The organism is Sphingobium fuliginis, from assembly GCF_015074805.1.
GTDB classification, from domain to species: domain Bacteria; phylum Pseudomonadota; class Alphaproteobacteria; order Sphingomonadales; family Sphingomonadaceae; genus Sphingobium; species Sphingobium fuliginis.
The window spans coordinates 1,536,537-1,552,202 of sequence record NZ_CP060035.1 but is presented as its reverse complement, the minus strand read 5'-3'; the positions used below and the strand labels follow the sequence as shown (position 1 = coordinate 1,552,202).

The following is a 15,666-nucleotide window of genomic DNA, read 5'->3' as shown; positions in this document are numbered from 1 at the left end:
AGATCGCAAGAGCCGCCGCATGGCCGCTTTCAGGTCAATCCCCATCATCGACCGTGTCGGGCTCCTGCGCGGGCAGGGCAGGGTGCGCCCCAGGAAGAGGGCGGCAGGCGGAACGCGCGCCACCCACCCTTCATCGTCATTCACCACCTGTTCAATGGCTCCCGGCTATGCCAAGGTCATGGAAATGAAGCGGTTCAGACTGATAGCAGGCTTGGGGGCCATGGCGGTGCTTTTCGCCGCGAATCCTTCCGCTTATGCCAGCAGCCAGCGCGATGAGCAGGATGCCGCGCGCCGCGCGATGCTGGACGGGCAGGTCATGCCATTTTCCGTCATCAAGCGCCGGGTGGATGCCGCCATGGGCGGCGCCACCTATCTGGGCAGCGAATTCAATCCGTCCACCAATCGATACCGCCTGAAATATGTGAAGGACGGCAAGGTGCTATGGGTTGATGCGGACGGTCGCACGGGCGATATAATCGGCTGGGCGCGCTGACAGGCGCGCGTCGGGCATAACAACAGAAACGGGGCCATATGCGTCTGCTGATCGTCGAAGATGAACCTAGCCTCGGGCAACAGCTCCGCAACACGCTGGAAGGCGCGGGCTATGCCGTGGATCTGGCCGACGATGGCGAGGACGGGCATTTTCTGGGTGCGACCGAAAGCTATGACGCGGTCGTCCTGGATCTCGGCCTGCCCACCATCGACGGCCTTACCGTGCTGGACCGCTGGCGCAAGGAGGGACGCAGCTTCCCGGTGCTGGTGCTGACGGCGCGCGACAGCTGGTCCGACAAGGTGGCCGGGCTGGACGCGGGCGCCGACGATTATCTTGCCAAGCCTTTCCAGAGCGAGGAACTGATCGCCCGCCTGCGCGCGCTGATCCGCCGCGCATCGGGCAATGCGTCGAGCGAACTGACCGCGGGCGACGTAAGGCTGGATACGCGCTCGGGCAAGGTGACGCTGAAGGGCGAGCCGGTGAAGCTCACCGCGCAGGAATATAAGCTGCTGTCCTACCTCCTCCACCACAAGGGCAAGGTGGTGAGCCGCACCGAATTGATCGAGCATATCTACGATCAGGATTTCGACCGCGATTCCAATACGATCGAAGTGTTCGTGACCCGCATCCGCAAGAAGCTGGGCGCGGACGTCATCACGACGATCCGGGGCCTGGGCTACAGCCTGGATGAACCGGGGCGGTAATCGCTCATCTTCCGTTCGGGCTTCGGGCGAACGGAAACAAAGGCTTTTGCGTCTTTGACTGACCAGCCGCAAGTTAGCTCGACCGGATCGCTCAGCCGCCGCATGATCGGCATCGCGGCGCTGTGGATCAGCCTGCTGCTGCTGGGCGGCGGGCTGGCGCTGGATCGGGTGCTTTCCGACGCGATCACGCGCAATTTCGACGATGGCATGAACTATGTCCTGACCGCCATGATCGCGTCGGCCGAGATCGGGCCGGACGGAGAGGTGCTGTTCAACCGCGAGCCTGCCGACCAGCGTTTCCTGGAGCCCAATAGCGGCATCTATTACCAGATCAGCGGCAAGGGGCATGAGGATTGGCGGTCGCGTTCGCTGTGGGACCGGGCGCTGAAGGTCAATCCGGAGCATCATGACGACGCCCCGCACATCTACGACAGCAACCAGTTTCCGGGCGAAGATCTGCGCGTGATGGAACGCAGCATCATCCTGCCCGGATCGGACACGCGCTGGATGTTCATGGTGGCGCAGGCGCGCGAGGGACTGGACGCGCAGATCAAGACGCTGCGATCGACCCTGTTCGAGAGCTTTGCCCTGCTGGCGCTGGGGCTGATCGTGCTGGCGACGTTGCAGACCATTTACGGGCTGCGGCCGCTCCGCAAGGTGCGGCATGAAATCGTGCGGATGCGCGCGGGCGAAAAGAATCGCGTGACCGAGCCGATGCCCGCCGAGGTGCTGCCCATGGTCGAGGAACTGAATGCCCTGCTCGCCCATAATGAGCGGCAGGCGGAGGAAGCGCGGACCCATGCGGGCAATCTCGCCCATGCACTCAAGACGCCGCTGACCGTGATCATGAACGCCGCGACCGCGCAATCGCCCGATCTGGGCGATACGGTCATCCGGGAAGCGACGACGATGCGGCGGCAGGTCGACCACCATCTGGCGCGGGCGCGCGCGGTCGGACGGCGCGGCGCGGCGCAGAGCCGGGCGGAAGTATGGGCCAGCCTGGATGCGGTGGAAAGGGCCGTCCAGCGGCTCTATCCCGAAGTCCGCATCGACATGGATGGCGACAAGGAAGCCGCCGTGCGGGTCGAACGGCAGGACCTGGACGAAATGCTGGGCAACCTGATCGAGAACGCCGCCAAATATGGCGGAGGCAGCGTGTTCGCGACCGTAGGGCGCAAGGGGGCGATGGTCGAAATCCTGGTGGAGGATGACGGCACGGGCATTCCGCAGGCAGACCGCACGCGCATTTTCGACCGGGGCGTAAGGCTGGATTCGGGGAAGCCGGGGACAGGCCTTGGCCTCGCCATCGTGCGGGACGTCGCGGAAATCTATGGCGGGTCCGTCGCGCTGGAGGAAAGCGACGATCTGGGCGGAGCGCTGGTCCGGCTGCGGCTGCCCGCGGCCTGATGCGGCGGCATCTCTATCTTGCCTGCGGTTTCCTGTCGCTTGGGCTGGGGGCGGTCGGAGCCTTCCTGCCGCTCCTGCCGACAGTGCCATTCATGATCCTGGCGGCCTTCTGCTTCGCGCGGTCGAGCCCGGCGCTGGAGTCGCGCCTGCTGGAGCACCGCCATTTCGGCCCGCATATCCGGCATTGGCGGGAAAAGGGCGCGATCAGCCGGCGAGGAAAGAAGGCGGCGCTGGCGGCTTTTGCTTTCAGCATGGTGCTGGCGCTCATATTTTCGCCATTTCCGTGGTTCTTGGTCCCTGCGGCGGCCGCTGCGATCGGCGGGACATGGATATGGACGCGGCCCGAAGCTTGAAGCGCGACCTTTTCCGCGCAGAAAGCGGGCAGGCCGTTTTTCTTCCCCCGTTCGCCCTGAGCCCGTCAGACCTGTGCTGATAGCCGGCCTTGCACGCAGTCGAAGGGCGCTTCAGCTCTTCTTGAAAGAGGTCATTTCAGGAGAAAGGCGAAGGGCTTCCGACAGGCTCGGCCCGAACCGTGCTCTTGTGTCCGTCCCTGGCCCTCATCCGCCAAATCCCGCATTTTCTACAGCAGCGTATCGACGCTATGGATGGCAAGTCCCACCAGCCCGCCCACCAGCGTGCCGTTGACCCGGATATATTGCAGGTCGCGGCCGACCGCATGCTCAAGCCGGCTGGTGACGGTCCCCGCATCCCATCCGCGCACCGTCTCGCTGACCAGCTTGACGATGGCATCGCCATAGGCTGCCGTCGCCCCCACGGCGGCACGCCGCACGAAGCGGTTGATAAGGAACCGCAGCCGCGCGTCCTGTTGCAAGGTCGCACCAAGCTGATGGAGCGCTTCGCCCAGACGCCCCGCCATCGCCTTGCCGGGATCGCGCACCGCGCGCAACAGCCCGCCGCGCGCCTGTTCCCACAGGCCATCGATCCAGCGCTGCATTGCCGGATTGTCGACCACCTCGTCACGGATGCGCGCCACGCGCGCCTGCATCTCCAGATCGAATTGCAGGTCGGCGGCGAGCTTCGTCAGGCCCTCCTCGGCCTTCAGGCGCAGGCTGTGCGCCGGGTCCTGCGCCATGTCGGCCAGCAGCTTGCGCAGCCCGTCGATGATCGCGTTGGACAGATTCTCGTCAAGGCCGGTCCAGCGCATTATCTTGCCCGACCGGTCATGCACCATCTGCCGGATCAAATGGTCGTTCGCCTCCAGCGTGCGATCCGCCCATAGGATGATGCCGTCCATCACCGGGGCGTGGCGCCCGTCCCGCATCGCGGCTTCCAGCGCTTGCCCGATCAGGGGGGCAAGGTTCATGGCGCGCAGGCGCTGGGCGATGGCGCCCTTCACCATGCCGCCCAGCCGTTCCTGGTCCAGCGCTTCCAATATATCGGCGGCGAGCCGGGACGCGCCCTCGCGCAGCCTGCCGTCGCCGCTGGAGGGACTCGACAGGAAGCGTCCCGCGGCGGCCGCCATGTCCAGCCGCTGCATCCGCCGCGCCACCACGGCGGGGGTAAGGAAATTGTCGCGCAGGAACAAAGCGAGCGTATCCCCGATCCGATCCTTGTTGCGCGGGATGATCGCGGTATGCGGGATCGGCAGGCCCAGCGGGTGGCGGAACAGGGCGGTGACGGCGAACCAGTCGGCCAGTCCGCCGACCATCGCCGCCTCGGCAAAGGCCTGGACGAAGCCGATGGCGGGGTGGAGGTGCGCCGTCGCCCGCGCCGCCAGGAACAGCGCCGCCATGACCAGCAGCATGCCCGTCGCCACCGTCTGCATGCGCCGCGCCGGATGGACAGGGCTGGCGACGGCGGGCCGGGGCGGAGCAAGCATCTTCATGACCAGCTAACGGTTACGCCGCCGTTTCGTTCAGGCAAGCGCTTCTTTTCCGGGGAAGGGGATGGAAGGCCGGCAACTGGCCGAAGGGCGCCCCGCCACCTTATCTTTCCAGCGCATATTGCACCGTCAGCGTCACCGAGGACCCGACCTGTCCCGGCTCCACCGGCGTCGCCGGCGCTGAGTCCGCCTTGAACCGCGCCGCTGCCATCACCGGCATGGGCGGCTGCCCGCCGCTGTTGCTCTCCGCCAGCGAGACGAGCCTTGCCGAGCGATAACCCGCCGCCTGGGCATAGAAATCGGCCTGCGCCCTGGCGGTCTTCAACGCCGCCGCCCGGGCCTGCGCCAGCATCGGCGCGGGATCGCTGATCGAGAAGCTCGGCCCGTTCACATTGGTCGCTCCGGCCTCCACCATCGTGTCGAGCAGGGTTCCCACCTTCCTGATGTCGCGCAGCTTCACCGATAGCTGGTTCGAAGCCTCATAGCCGATGAAACGCGGCCCGGCGGGCTGGCCGTCGCGGTTGCTATAGTCATATTGCGCGCTCAGATTGATGCCGCTGGTCTGGATGTCCTTCTTCGGAATGCCCGCCTTCACCAGCGCGGCGACCAGCCTGTCCATCTGCACCGCATTGTCGCGCATCGCCTGCGCGGCGGTCTGGGCGCGCGTCTGGACCCCGGTACCCACCGTCGCCATGTCGGGCGCCGCCTCCACGGTCTCGGTGACGTTCAACGTCACGACCGGCGCGGTTTCTGCGATGGTCACGCTGGTCTGCGCAGCGGCCGCGATCGGCAGAGCGGCGGCGGCAACGACAGCGGATGCCATCAGGGCGAACGTGGATTTCACAGGGCTTTCTCCTCAAGAAGCGATGCAGCGACATTGTGACGGCTGCGATGAATGGACGCTGACATGCGTTGAAAGCCGTCAGACAGCTTCCGGTTCCCCCCCCTTGCCCCAGGCGCGTCAAAGCCCTAGCTGCACGGCCATGGCGGCTCCCATTCTCTCCTTCGAAAATCTTGGCCTGTCCCAGGGCACCCATTGGCTTTTCCGCAATCTCGATATTTTCGTCGGGGATCGGGACCGGCTGGCGCTGATCGGCCGCAACGGCGCGGGAAAGACCACGCTGCTGAAACTGATCGCCGGCCAGATCGAACCGGACGAGGGCACGCGCTCCGTCCGTCCGGGCGCCCGCGTCATCATGCTGGAGCAGGACCCTGACGTTTCCGGCTTCGCCACGCTGCGCGACTTCGCGCTGGCGGGCCAGTTCGCGCCGCCCGCGCATGAGGTGGACGCCATCGCCAGCCAGCTCGGTACGGACCTCAACCGAGAGGCCGCGACCGCTTCGGGAGGCGAACGCCGCCGCGCCGCCATCGCCCGCGCCCTTGCCAGCGAACCCGATCTGCTGCTGCTGGACGAACCGACCAACCATCTCGACATCGACGCCATCGACTGGCTGGAGGGCTGGCTCGGCCGCTATAATGGCGCGTTCATCGTCATCAGCCATGACCGCGCCTTCCTGACGCGCCTCACGCGCCAGACGCTGTGGCTGGACCGTGGCGGCATCCGCCGCAACGAGATCGGCTTCGGCGGTTTCGAGCAGTGGATGGAAGCGGTCTATGCCGAGGAAGCCCGCGCCGCAGAGAAGCTCGACGCCCGGCTCAAGATCGAGGCGCACTGGCTGGAACGCGGCGTCACCGCCCGGCGCAAGCGCAACCAGGGCCGCCTTGCCAAGCTCCACGAAATGCGGGCCCAGCGCGCCGCCATGGTGGGGCCGCAGGGTGTCGCGAAAATCGCCGTCGCCAGCGACGACAACAAGACGAAAAGCGTCATCACCGCTGAGCATGTCACGAAGAATTTCGGCGACCGCACCGTCATCAGGGATTTCTCGCTGCGCATCCAGCGCGGCGACCGGATCGGCATCGTCGGCGGCAATGGCGCGGGCAAGACCACGCTCCTCAAACTGCTGACCGGTGAACTCGCGCCCGACAGCGGACAGGTCCGTCAGGCCAAATCGCTCGACATGATCTTCATCGACCAGCAGCGCAGCCTGATGCAGGCCGACAGGCGCGTGCGCGACGTTCTGGCCGAAGGCGGCGACTGGATCGACGTGCGCGGCACGCGCAAGCATGTCCACGGCTATCTGAAGGAATTCCTCTTCGACCCCTCGCTGGCGGAGGCGCGCGTCGGCACCCTGTCGGGCGGCGAGCGCTCACGGCTGCTGTTCGCCCGCGAATTCGCCCGCGAATCGAACCTGCTGGTGCTGGACGAACCGACCAACGACCTGGACCTCGAAACGCTCGACCTGCTTCAGGAAGTCATTGCCGATTATGAGGGCACCGTCCTGATCGTCAGCCACGACCGCGACTTCCTCGACCGCACGGTGACGGTCACGCTTGGCCTGGACGGCTCCGGCACCGTCGACGTGATCGTCGGCGGCTATGCGGATTGGGTCGCCAAGCGCCAGCCGAGGAACGCGCCCAGGCAAGAGAGGAAGGCTGCGCCGCCGCCCCCGCCGAAAAGCGCGTCGACCAAGCTCAGCTACAAGGACCAGCGCGATTTCGACCTGCTGCCCAAGCGGATAGAGGAGATGGAGGCGGCCATTGCCCGCGATGAGGAAGCGCTGGCCGATCCCGATCTCTACAGCCGCGATCCCGGCAGGTTCGACCTGCTCAGCAAGGCGATCGAAAAGGCTCGCGCCGAAAAGGAAGCCGCGGAGGAACGCTGGCTGGAACTGGCGGAAAAGGCGGAAGGGCTGGGTGCCTAGAATGCCTTGCGCCATCCTCCTCATCTGGTAGCCAGATGGCGGAAAAAGGGGACAGGCGCATGGAACAATCCGCGACGATGCAGGACAATGACATGATCGACGGCCATCATGCGGTCCATTATGTCAACCGCGTCGGCTGGCTGCGCGCGGCCGTTCTGGGCGCCAATGACGGCATCGTCTCCACCGCCAGCCTGCTCACCGGCATCGCTGCGTCGGGGGCGTCGCGGGATACCATCCTTCTGTCGGGCATCGCCGCGCTGGTGGCGGGCGCCATGTCGATGGCCGCGGGCGAATATGTGTCCGTCAGCGCCCAGTCCGATACAGAGCGCGCCGATCTGGCCAAGGAAAAGAAGGCGCTCGCCCAACAGCCCCATGTGGAATGGGAGGAATTGCGCGACATCTACGTCGATCGCGGCCTGACGGCTGACCTTGCGGGCCAGGTGGCGACGCAGTTGATGAATGTCGACGCGCTCGCCGCCCATGCGCGGGACGAACTGGGCATTTCCGACATCAGCACCGCGCGGCCCGTCCAGGCGGCGCTGACCTCCGCCGCGACCTTCTCCGCAGGCGCGGTCGCCCCTGTGCTGGCCGCCGTCGCCAATCCGTCGCACGCCATCGCGGCCGTCGCCGTCACGTCGCTGCTGTGCCTTGCGGTGCTTGGCTATGTCGGCGCCCGCCTGGGTGGCGGCGGGGTAGCGCGGGCGGTGGCTCGCGTCGTCTTCTGGGGCGTTTTCGCGATGCTTGCGACCTCCGGGGTAGGAAAGCTCTTCGGCGCCGCCATATGATGGGGGAAGCCGTCCATTCGCAAGGAGAGCATGCCATGATCCAGCAAATCCCGCTCAAGACCATCAAGGGCGCCGACGCCAGCCTGGCCGACTATGCGGGCAAGGTGGTTCTGGTGGTCAACGTCGCCTCCCGATGCGGCCTGACCCCGCAATATGAGGGACTGGAAAAGCTCTATCGCGACTATAGGGACAAGGGGCTGGTCGTCGCCGGCTTCCCCGCCAACGACTTCGGTGCGCAGGAACCGGGCAGCAATGAAGAGATCGCGACCTTCTGCACGACCAATTTCGGCGTGGATTTCCCGATGTTCGAGAAGATCGTCGTCACCGGGCCGGAAAAGCACCCGCTCTACGCAGCGCTGACCGGCGCGCAGCCGAGTTCGCAGGGGGAGGGGGCCGAGTTCCGCGAAAAGCTGATCGGCTATGGCATCACGCCCAATCGCGAACCCGAAGTGCTCTGGAATTTCGAGAAGTTCCTGATCGCGAAGGATGGCGGCGTGGCCGCCCGCTTCGCGCCCTCGACCACGCCCGACGATGCCGGGCTGATCGCGGCCATAGAGGCGGAACTGGCGAAATAGCGCCCAGCGCCGCCCCATGAACCAGACGCTGCTGCCGCAAATCGGCCCGGTGCTGGAGACGCTCGGCATCGTCGGCACTTTCGTCTTCGCCGCGTCCGGGGCGCTGGCCGCCGCGCGCCTGCGCCAGACGCTCGTCACCTTCGCCTTCTTCGCGCTGGTGACGGGGGTAGGGGGCGGGACTGTCCGAGACCTGCTGATCGGCGCGCCGGTCTTCTGGGTCCGCGACGCCGTGCCCGCCATCGCCTGCATGATGGCGGCGCTGCTCGTCTGGTTCACCCCGCGCCGTTTGTGGAGCGACAGCGCTCTCGACTGGCTGGATGCGGTGGGGCTCGCCGCCTTCGCCGTCTATGGCGCGGCCAAGGCGATGAGCTATGGCGTGCCGCCGCTGGTGGCGGCGATGATGGGCGTCGTCACCGGCTGCGTCGGCGGCATCATGCGCGACCTGCTGGCGGGGGAGCCGTCCATATTGTTGCGGCCGGAACTGTACGTGACGGCGGCGGCGCTCGCGTCGGGCCTGTTCGTCGCCCTGCGCTGGATCGGGCTGGACGTCCCCGTCGCGGGCGTCATCGCCGCGCTGCTCGGTTTCCTGCTGCGGGCCGTCGCGATGCGAAAAGGGCTCGGGCTGCCGCACTACCAGACGGAAGACTGAACCGGCCTCCGCGGATAGCCTCCGCCGTCACCCATGCGCCTTTTTCCGCCGGGTTTCCCAACCCTTTCTGGCGGCGGCGGACCGATCGGCGGGCGGGCGCCGGGCCGACGCCGCGCCGCCCTTCTTCCCGCCCTTGCGCGAGGAGGCATGGCTGTCCGGCTTGCCCCGGCCGGAGCCGGATTTGTTGCCGCCGCCCGATTCCTTGTTGACGGTCGCCCAGGCGCGCCGTTCCGCTTCCTTGCGGGACACGCCGCGATCCTCATAACCCTTCTCGATATGCTCCGCCTTGCGCTTCTGCTTGTCGGTGTAGCTGCTCTTGTCGCCCTGGGGCATGATCGTCTCCTTTTCCTTGCATTCCAGGCTAACGATCGAACCGGCGGGCCGTTCACATCGCTGCACAGGCGTTACGACGCGGGAACCGAACGACGGGGGGAACAGGGCGGTCCGGCCCGCGTTCACCAGCGCATGGAGCAGCGCATTCTTCTCGAACGGCTGGCGCGGCATCTGGCCGCCGGCAATCCCGACCTGGGTCCGGATCGCTGGCAGGAACAGGTGGAAACCGCGGCAGGCCTGCTCGCCATCATCAAGGACCCCGACGATGCCATGCGGCAGGCGGGTGACGAACGGGTCTGGCAGGCGATGATCGACGCCGCGCTGCGCCAGCGCTGGGCCGTTGCCTCCGCGCCGTCCGTGGAACCGCCGGGCGGCACCGACGAGGAAGGCGACATCCCGCTGACGCCGGACACCGTCAGCGGCAACCGGGCCGAATGGGTCCATCTGCACCAAGCACAGGAGAAGCCGAAATGAAGGGGTTGTTGAAACTCGCATTCCTCACCGGACTGGGCGCCGTGGCGTGGAGGGGATGGAAGGAGTGGCAGGCGCAGCGCGACGCGGGCGACTATCGCGGGACCGGCTTCTCCTCCGGCCCGGTGCGCGATGCCGGGCCGGACGAGCAGCATATCGACGCGCGCGACTGGGACATGGTGGACGAGCAGGTCGATGAAAGCTTCCCCGCCAGCGACCCGCCGGGCAATTATCGCGGGCTGCATTGAGCCGCCGGCTCGCTCCCTTATCGATCCGATCGCTTCCCAATCCATTGCACCGCTTGTGCCCCGCCTCTATTGAGGCGGCTGCCGGTCCCATGCCGGGGCCAACAGGGGAATAACATCAATGCCTTCGGGTCTGATCGCGCTGCTCGACGACGTGGCGGGGATTGCCAAGCTTACCGCCAGTTCGCTGGACGATGTCGCCGCCGCCGCGGGCAAGGCGGGCTCGAAGGCGGCCGGCGTCGTGATCGACGACACCGCCGTCACGCCGCGCTATGTCATGGGCCTGACGCCGGACCGCGAACTCCCCATCATCTGGAAGATCGCCAAGGGATCGCTGCGCAACAAGCTGCTGTTCCTGCTCCCCGCCGCGCTGGTTCTGAGCGCCCTCGCGCCCTGGCTTCTGCCCCCCTTGCTGATGCTGGGCGGTGCCTTTCTCTGTTTCGAAGCGGCCGAAAAGCTGCTGGAGGCAGTGCAGGGCGGCCATGATCTGGCGGAGGAGGCGCTGGAAACGCATAGTTCGAAGGAACTGGAGGACCAGAAGGTCTCCGGCGCGATCCGCACCGACTTCATCCTCTCGGGCGAGATCATGGCGATCGCGCTCGGCACCGTGGCGGCGGAACCGATCTGGGAGCAGGCGATCGTCCTGATCGTCGTCGCCTTCCTGATCACCGCCGGCGTCTATGGCGTCGTCGGCTTCATCGTGAAGATGGACGATATCGGCCTGCATCTGGCGGAACGGCGTTCGGCCGGCGCACGGGTGCTGGGCCGTGCGATGGTGAAGGCCATGCCGGTGCTGATGCGGATATTGGGCGTCGTCGGCACTGCGGCCATGCTCTGGGTCGGCGGGGGCCTGATCGTCCACGGACTGCACGAATTTCACTGGGATCTCATCCCCGGCGCCATCCATCATGTCGCGGAAGCCGCGGGCCGGGGGCTGCCCGCCATCGCGCCGGCGGTGGAATGGGTCGTGAACGCGGCGGGCGCGGCTATCGTCGGGCTGGTCGTCGGCGGCATCGTCGTGGCGGTGCTGCACCTCTTCAAAAAGCACTGATCGATGCGTTCACCCTGGCGTCTGGAGGCCGGGGCGCTGACCGCGCTCGCGCTGCCGATGATCGCGGGCAATATCGCCTGGGCCGGCATCGCGGCGACCGACCTGCTGCTGCTGGGCCGGCTCGGCGCGGGCGCGGTGGCTTCGGGGGCGCTGGCGATCAACCTGTTCAACGCGCTGCTGATCTTCGGCATGGGGCTTGTCACCGCCGCCGCGCCGCTGATCGCCACGGAACGGGGGCGTCGGCGGCATTCGGTGCGCGACGTCAGGCGGACGGTGCACCAGACGCTGCGCGCGGCGACCCTGTTCGTACTGCCCGCCTGGGCGCTGCTCTGGGAAAGCGAATCCATCCTGCTGCTGATGGGGCAGGAGGCGGACCTGGCGGCGCAGGCGGGCGAACTGATGCGCGGCCTGCAATGGGCGCTGCTGCCCTTTCTGGGCTTCACCACGCTGCGCAACTTCATTTCCGCGCTGGAACGGCCGGTCTGGGGCCTGATCATCATGGTCTGCGCCATCCCGTTCAACCTGCTGGCGGGCTGGACCCTGATCTTCGGGCATCTGGGTTTTCCCGCGCTGGGGATTTTCGGCGCGGGCATCGCCAGCACGCTGTCCTCCTCCTTCCTGTTCCTCGGGCTGCTGTCGGTCATCCTGATCGACCGGCGGTTCCGCCGCTATCGCCTGCTGGGGCGATTCTGGACCCGTGATCGCGAACGGCACCGGGCCGTCTGGGCGCTGGGCCTGCCGATCGCGATCACCCTGGGGCTGGAAACCACCGTGTTCAACGCCTCCGCCTTCCTGATGGGGCTGATCGACCGCGACTCGCTGGCGGCGCACGCCGTCGCGATTCAGATCGCCGCGCTCGTCTTCATGGTGCCGATGGGCATCGGCCAGGCGGCGACCGTGCGCGTGGGTCTCGCCTATGGAAAGGGCGATCTGGCAGCGGTCGGCCGTGCGGGCTGGCTGGCGCTGGCGATCGGGACCGGATTCGCGCTGATCGCCGCGACGATGCTCATCGCCTTTCCGCGCATGCTGATCTCCGCTTTCCTGAACCTTGCCGATCCCGCCAATGCGCGGACCGCGATGCTGGCGGTCGGTTTCCTGGGCGTCGCGGCGCTGTTCCAGTTGGTGGACGCCGCGCAGGCGGTGGGGGCAGGGGTATTGAGGGGCATACAGGATACCCGCGTGCCGATGATCTTCGCCCTGATCGGCTATTGGGTGATCGGCATCGGAATCGGCATCGTCCTGGCCTTTCCGCTGGGGTTACAGGGCCTTGGCATCTGGCTGGGACTCGCGAGCGGGCTGGGCGTCGTCGCGCTGCTGCTGGTGGCGCGCTGGGCCTTGCGTGAGCGGCTGCATCTTCTATCGCGCAGGCGAAACGCCTGAATCCATTTGTCGCGGGCATGGGCCGGGTTGCGTCGCCGTGCGATGGTGCGACGCACAAAGCAATTGAACCGGCGCGTCAAATCGGTAATGAAAAACGCATTATGAACGCTCCTACCATGTTCTTCGAGGCGATAGCGCTTCAGAAATGTCTGATGGCGACCTACAACAAGATGGTCGTGAAGCTCGCGCCGCACATCCTCTACACGCGCCATGACGAAATGTTCATCGACGCGGTGACGATAGAGCGCGACGGCCGCCCGCCGCGGGAGCTGAAGCTCGGCACCTTCAAGCTGGCGGGACTGAACGACGTCAGCCTGGTCGATGAAAAGTTCGAGGCGATGCACGGCCTCTATGATCAGGGCGACAGCAAATATAAGGGCGTGACCCTGTTCGCGGTCGAGCCGGAGAGCGCGGCAGCCTGAAACCGCATTGACGGTTGAAGAGGAAAAAGGGGCGGTCCTGCGGGGCCGCCCTTTTTCGTTCACGGTGACGCCGTGGAGGTTGCAGCGCCATCTGCTCCTGCAAGGACAGGAACTCGCGTCAACCTGCGCCGTGGAAGCTTCATCGCAAAGGGGCTCTCACCGCCGATGCTTGCCCCGCTTCGATCCGATGTGGCGGATATTGGTCGGCCGCCCGCGCCTGACGCTGCCGGGCCGCACGCGGTCCTTCTTGAAGCTCGGCCGCTGGGGCAGGGCGTCGGGCAGTTCGAAGCGCAACGAGCCGTTGATCGGGTCCGCTTCGGCCAGCCGCAATTGCAGCCGCTGCCCGACCGTATAGCGGTCCCCGCTCTCCACGCCTTCCAGCGCCCGCCCGGCTTCGTCGAAGAAGAAACGCTCGTCGCCCAGCGTCGACACCGGCACCAGCCCGTCGCCGCCCAGCCCCTCGACCGTGGCGAAGAAGCCGAAGCTCTGCACCCCGGTGATCCGCGCCTCCACCAGATCGCCCACATGCGCCGCCAGGAACGCCGCGACATAGCGGTCGATGGTCTCCCGCTCCGCCTCCATGGCGCGGCGCTCATGCTGGCTGATCATCTCGCCCACGCGGCCCATATTCTCCATATCCTCGCCGCTCAGCGATGATCGGTCGGGAATATCCCCCTTGGGCGCCGGCAGTTCCAGCCCATAGGCGCCCACCAGCGCCCGATGCACCAGCAGGTCCGCATAGCGCCGGATCGGCGACGTGAAATGCGCATAGGACCCCAGCGCCAGCCCGAAATGCCCCATATTGGACGGCGCATAATAGGCCTGTGTCTGGCTGCGCAGGATCTGCTCCATGATCTGGGGCTTCTCCTCCGCTTCCCCGATCCGCGCGATCAGCCGGTTGAAGGTGGCGGGCTTCACCACCTGCCCCAGGGCGAATTCGATGTCGAAGGTCGCCAGATAATCCTTCAGCGCCACCAGCTTGTCCCGACTCGGCGGCTCATGGACACGGTACATGACCGGCGCCTTCTTGGCCTCCAGCGCCTTTGCCGCCGCGACATTGGCGGCGATCATATAATCCTCGATCAGCATATGCGCGTCCAGCCGCTCGCGCACCGCCACGCTGACGATCTTGCCATATTCGTCCAGCACCACCCGCCGCTCCGGCAGGTCCAGCGCCAGCGGCTCCCGCTTGTCCCGCGCCTTGCGCAGCAGCGCCCAGCAGGCCCAGAGGGGCTTTAATGCCGGTTCCAACAGGTCGAGGGGCTTTTCGCCGTCGATTGCCGCCTGCGCATCCTCATAAGCCAGCACCGCCGCCACCCGGATCACCGCGCGGGAAAAGCGCCAGCTCTTCACCTTGCCCGCCGCATCCAGCACGAGGTGACAGGCCATGGCCGCACGATCCTCGCCCGCCCGCAGCGAACACATGTCGGAAGAAAGCTGGTGGGGCAGCATCGGCACGACCAGATCGGGGAAATAGACGCTGTTCCCGCGCTTCCTCGCCTCGCGGTCCAGCGCGCTGCCCGGACGCACATAATAGCTGACGTCCGCGATCGCGACGATCGCCTTGTAGCCGCCCTCATTGGCCGGATCATCATCCGGCGCGGCCCAGACCGCATCGTCATGGTCCCGCGCATCGACCGGATCGATGGCGACGATGGGCAGGTGCCGCAAATCCTCCCGCTTCTCCTCATGCAAGGCGAGGCTGGAAGCCGTCACCGCCTCCTCCTCGACCCGCTCGGAAAAGACGTGGGGAATGCCATGCTTGTGGATGGCGATCAGGCTGAAACTGCGCGGCGCGAAGGGATCGCCCAATATGTCCGTCACCCGCGCCGTGATCCGGGGCGGGCGCCCCACCGGCTCGGCCAGCACCAGATCGCCCTTCTTCGCCGTGCCGGCGTCCGAAATCGGGGTATCCCGCCGGATGCGCTTGTCGACCGGCCGCAGCCACAGCTTGCCGCCATCCGCTTCCTCGACCACGCCCAGCAATTCCTCGCTCGCCTTGGCAAGCTTCTTCATCGGATGCGCGACCCAGCCGCGCCCCGCTTCCTCCGTCCGCGCCAATATGCGGTCGCCAATAGTCAGCGCGCCGCGCTTGCCCCGCTCCATGACGCGCAGCCGGGGCGCGGGCTGCCCCTCCGCCTCCCAGCGTTCCGGCGTGGCGATCAGGGTGGTGTCGTCGACATCCACGATCCGCAGCACCGTGACCTTGGGCACGCCGCCCATCTTGTGGAAGGCCCGCGCTGGGCCGATGTCGATCAGCCCTTCGTCCGCCATGTCCTTGAGCAGCGCCTTGAGCGCGATCTTCTCCTGCCCCTTGAGACCGAAGGCCTTCGCGATCTCCCGCTTTCCGGCCGGCTGGTCGGACGTGGCGATGAAATCCATCACCTGCTCGCGCGTCGGGAAACCTGCGGGCCGCACCTTGGTCCGGGCGGAGTCGGATTTCTTCTTCTTTTCGGTGGATGCCATGGACCAGCTATAGGGAGAGGGGCTCCCCCGCGCCAGTGCTCCATGGCGGAGGGTCGATGTGAAAAGATAACGGCTGCAGG

17 protein-coding genes are annotated in these 15,666 nt (G+C 66.6%); 13 read left to right on the top strand and 4 right to left on the bottom strand.

From position 1 onward, the window contains the following. The first annotated feature begins 154 nt into the window (after positions 1 to 154). From H5V43_RS07255 to H5V43_RS07240, 4 genes are all read left to right on the top strand, one after another. The gene (locus H5V43_RS07255; RefSeq protein ID WP_025551820.1) at positions 155 to 493 is read left to right on the top strand and encodes a hypothetical protein; all 339 of its coding nucleotides are present in this window, start codon (positions 155 to 157) and stop codon (positions 491 to 493) included. Positions 494 to 531: 38 nt separating this feature from the next. Beyond that, positions 532 to 1,197: a response regulator transcription factor gene (locus tag H5V43_RS07250; protein WP_044662519.1), complete on the top strand. Its 666-nt coding sequence runs from the start codon at positions 532 to 534 to the stop codon at positions 1,195 to 1,197. Positions 1,198 to 1,299: 102 nt separating this feature from the next. Continuing rightward, a complete protein-coding gene (locus H5V43_RS07245) occupies positions 1,300 to 2,604 on the top strand; it encodes a sensor histidine kinase (protein ID WP_025551414.1) in 1,305 nt (434 codons plus the stop codon). Next, positions 2,604 to 2,957 (top strand): YbaN family protein, encoded by a 354-nt coding sequence (locus tag H5V43_RS07240; RefSeq protein WP_025551412.1) that lies wholly within the window; start codon positions 2,604 to 2,606, stop codon positions 2,955 to 2,957. Before H5V43_RS07245 ends, H5V43_RS07240 begins: the two co-directional genes overlap by 1 nt. A gap of 227 nt (positions 2,958 to 3,184) precedes the next feature. On the opposite strand, the gene H5V43_RS07235 is transcribed toward H5V43_RS07240, so the two are convergent. Continuing rightward, positions 3,185 to 4,450, bottom strand: a complete 1,266-nt coding sequence (locus tag H5V43_RS07235) for a DUF445 domain-containing protein (protein ID WP_025551410.1) — start codon at positions 4,448 to 4,450, stop codon at positions 3,185 to 3,187. A 100-nt stretch (positions 4,451 to 4,550) separates the two neighbouring features. Then, positions 4,551 to 5,291: an SIMPL domain-containing protein gene (locus tag H5V43_RS07230; RefSeq protein WP_025551408.1), complete on the bottom strand. Its 741-nt coding sequence runs from the start codon at positions 5,289 to 5,291 to the stop codon at positions 4,551 to 4,553. A gap of 139 nt (positions 5,292 to 5,430) precedes the next feature. Here H5V43_RS07230 and H5V43_RS07225 point away from each other — a divergent pair, with 139 nt between their 5' ends. From H5V43_RS07225 to H5V43_RS07210, 4 genes are read left to right on the top strand one after another with little or no spacing between them, the layout of a single operon-like run. Next, on the top strand, positions 5,431 to 7,209 hold the full coding sequence (locus H5V43_RS07225) for an ABC-F family ATP-binding cassette domain-containing protein (RefSeq protein ID WP_099185721.1): 1,779 nt from the start codon (positions 5,431 to 5,433) through the stop codon (positions 7,207 to 7,209). A 59-nt stretch (positions 7,210 to 7,268) separates the two neighbouring features. Further along, positions 7,269 to 7,994: a VIT1/CCC1 transporter family protein gene (locus H5V43_RS07220; RefSeq protein WP_044662513.1), complete on the top strand. Its 726-nt coding sequence runs from the start codon at positions 7,269 to 7,271 to the stop codon at positions 7,992 to 7,994. A gap of 35 nt (positions 7,995 to 8,029) precedes the next feature. After that, positions 8,030 to 8,569 carry a glutathione peroxidase gene (locus H5V43_RS07215; RefSeq protein WP_025551406.1) on the top strand — a complete coding sequence of 180 codons (540 nt, stop codon included), beginning with the start codon at positions 8,030 to 8,032 and terminating at the stop codon, positions 8,567 to 8,569. Between the two features lie 16 nt (positions 8,570 to 8,585). Further along, entirely contained in the window at positions 8,586 to 9,218 is a 633-nt protein-coding gene (locus H5V43_RS07210) for a trimeric intracellular cation channel family protein (RefSeq protein WP_025551404.1), read from the top strand. Positions 9,219 to 9,245: 27 nt separating this feature from the next. Here the strand turns inward: H5V43_RS07210 and H5V43_RS07205 are convergent, their stop codons facing one another. Next, positions 9,246 to 9,551: a plasmid stabilization protein gene (locus tag H5V43_RS07205; RefSeq protein ID WP_193666798.1), complete on the bottom strand. Its 306-nt coding sequence runs from the start codon at positions 9,549 to 9,551 to the stop codon at positions 9,246 to 9,248. A 132-nt stretch (positions 9,552 to 9,683) separates the two neighbouring features. Between H5V43_RS07205 and H5V43_RS07200 the strand changes: the two genes are divergently transcribed. The 5 genes from H5V43_RS07200 to H5V43_RS07180 all read left to right on the top strand — a co-directional run bounded on the left by H5V43_RS07200 (position 9,684) and on the right by H5V43_RS07180 (position 13,120). Continuing rightward, positions 9,684 to 10,025: a hypothetical protein gene (locus tag H5V43_RS07200; protein ID WP_025551401.1), complete on the top strand. Its 342-nt coding sequence runs from the start codon at positions 9,684 to 9,686 to the stop codon at positions 10,023 to 10,025. Next, positions 10,022 to 10,270: a hypothetical protein gene (locus tag H5V43_RS07195; RefSeq protein ID WP_025551399.1), complete on the top strand. Its 249-nt coding sequence runs from the start codon at positions 10,022 to 10,024 to the stop codon at positions 10,268 to 10,270. Before H5V43_RS07200 ends, H5V43_RS07195 begins: the two co-directional genes overlap by 4 nt. A gap of 118 nt (positions 10,271 to 10,388) precedes the next feature. Next, entirely contained in the window at positions 10,389 to 11,318 is a 930-nt protein-coding gene (locus H5V43_RS07190) for a DUF808 domain-containing protein (protein WP_025551398.1), read from the top strand. 3 nt (positions 11,319 to 11,321) lie between these two features. Next, positions 11,322 to 12,698 (top strand): MATE family efflux transporter, encoded by a 1,377-nt coding sequence (locus H5V43_RS07185; RefSeq protein ID WP_025551397.1) that lies wholly within the window; start codon positions 11,322 to 11,324, stop codon positions 12,696 to 12,698. A 101-nt stretch (positions 12,699 to 12,799) separates the two neighbouring features. Beyond that, positions 12,800 to 13,120 carry a hypothetical protein gene (locus H5V43_RS07180; RefSeq protein ID WP_025551395.1) on the top strand — a complete coding sequence of 107 codons (321 nt, stop codon included), beginning with the start codon at positions 12,800 to 12,802 and terminating at the stop codon, positions 13,118 to 13,120. Between the two features lie 156 nt (positions 13,121 to 13,276). Here H5V43_RS07180 and rnr read toward each other — a convergent pair whose 3' ends face one another. Next, a complete protein-coding gene (gene rnr, locus H5V43_RS07175) occupies positions 13,277 to 15,586 on the bottom strand; it encodes a ribonuclease R (protein ID WP_025551393.1) in 2,310 nt (769 codons plus the stop codon). Positions 15,587 to 15,666: the final 80 nt, after the last annotated feature.

What these genes read in the sequence shown, in the direction of transcription:
- H5V43_RS07255 (WP_025551820.1), top strand. Translation starts at nt 155, where the DNA reads ATGGCTCCCGGCTATGCCAAGGTCATGGAAATGAAGCGGTTCAGACTG.
- H5V43_RS07250 (WP_044662519.1), top strand. Translation starts at nt 532, where the DNA reads ATGCGTCTGCTGATCGTCGAAGATGAACCTAGCCTCGGGCAACAGCTC.
- H5V43_RS07245 (WP_025551414.1), top strand. Translation starts at nt 1,300, where the DNA reads ATGATCGGCATCGCGGCGCTGTGGATCAGCCTGCTGCTGCTGGGCGGC.
- H5V43_RS07240 (WP_025551412.1), top strand. Translation starts at nt 2,604, where the DNA reads ATGCGGCGGCATCTCTATCTTGCCTGCGGTTTCCTGTCGCTTGGGCTG.
- H5V43_RS07235 (WP_025551410.1), bottom strand. Translation starts at nt 4,450, where the DNA reads ATGAAGATGCTTGCTCCGCCCCGGCCCGCCGTCGCCAGCCCTGTCCAT.
- H5V43_RS07225 (WP_099185721.1), top strand. Translation starts at nt 5,431, where the DNA reads ATGGCGGCTCCCATTCTCTCCTTCGAAAATCTTGGCCTGTCCCAGGGC.
- H5V43_RS07220 (WP_044662513.1), top strand. Translation starts at nt 7,269, where the DNA reads ATGGAACAATCCGCGACGATGCAGGACAATGACATGATCGACGGCCAT.
- H5V43_RS07215 (WP_025551406.1), top strand. Translation starts at nt 8,030, where the DNA reads ATGATCCAGCAAATCCCGCTCAAGACCATCAAGGGCGCCGACGCCAGC.
- H5V43_RS07210 (WP_025551404.1), top strand. Translation starts at nt 8,586, where the DNA reads ATGAACCAGACGCTGCTGCCGCAAATCGGCCCGGTGCTGGAGACGCTC.
- H5V43_RS07205 (WP_193666798.1), bottom strand. Translation starts at nt 9,551, where the DNA reads ATGCCCCAGGGCGACAAGAGCAGCTACACCGACAAGCAGAAGCGCAAG.
- H5V43_RS07200 (WP_025551401.1), top strand. Translation starts at nt 9,684, where the DNA reads ATGGAGCAGCGCATTCTTCTCGAACGGCTGGCGCGGCATCTGGCCGCC.
- H5V43_RS07195 (WP_025551399.1), top strand. Translation starts at nt 10,022, where the DNA reads ATGAAGGGGTTGTTGAAACTCGCATTCCTCACCGGACTGGGCGCCGTG.
- H5V43_RS07190 (WP_025551398.1), top strand. Translation starts at nt 10,389, where the DNA reads ATGCCTTCGGGTCTGATCGCGCTGCTCGACGACGTGGCGGGGATTGCC.
- H5V43_RS07185 (WP_025551397.1), top strand. Translation starts at nt 11,322, where the DNA reads ATGCGTTCACCCTGGCGTCTGGAGGCCGGGGCGCTGACCGCGCTCGCG.
- H5V43_RS07180 (WP_025551395.1), top strand. Translation starts at nt 12,800, where the DNA reads ATGAACGCTCCTACCATGTTCTTCGAGGCGATAGCGCTTCAGAAATGT.
- rnr (WP_025551393.1), bottom strand. Translation starts at nt 15,586, where the DNA reads ATGGCATCCACCGAAAAGAAGAAGAAATCCGACTCCGCCCGGACCAAG.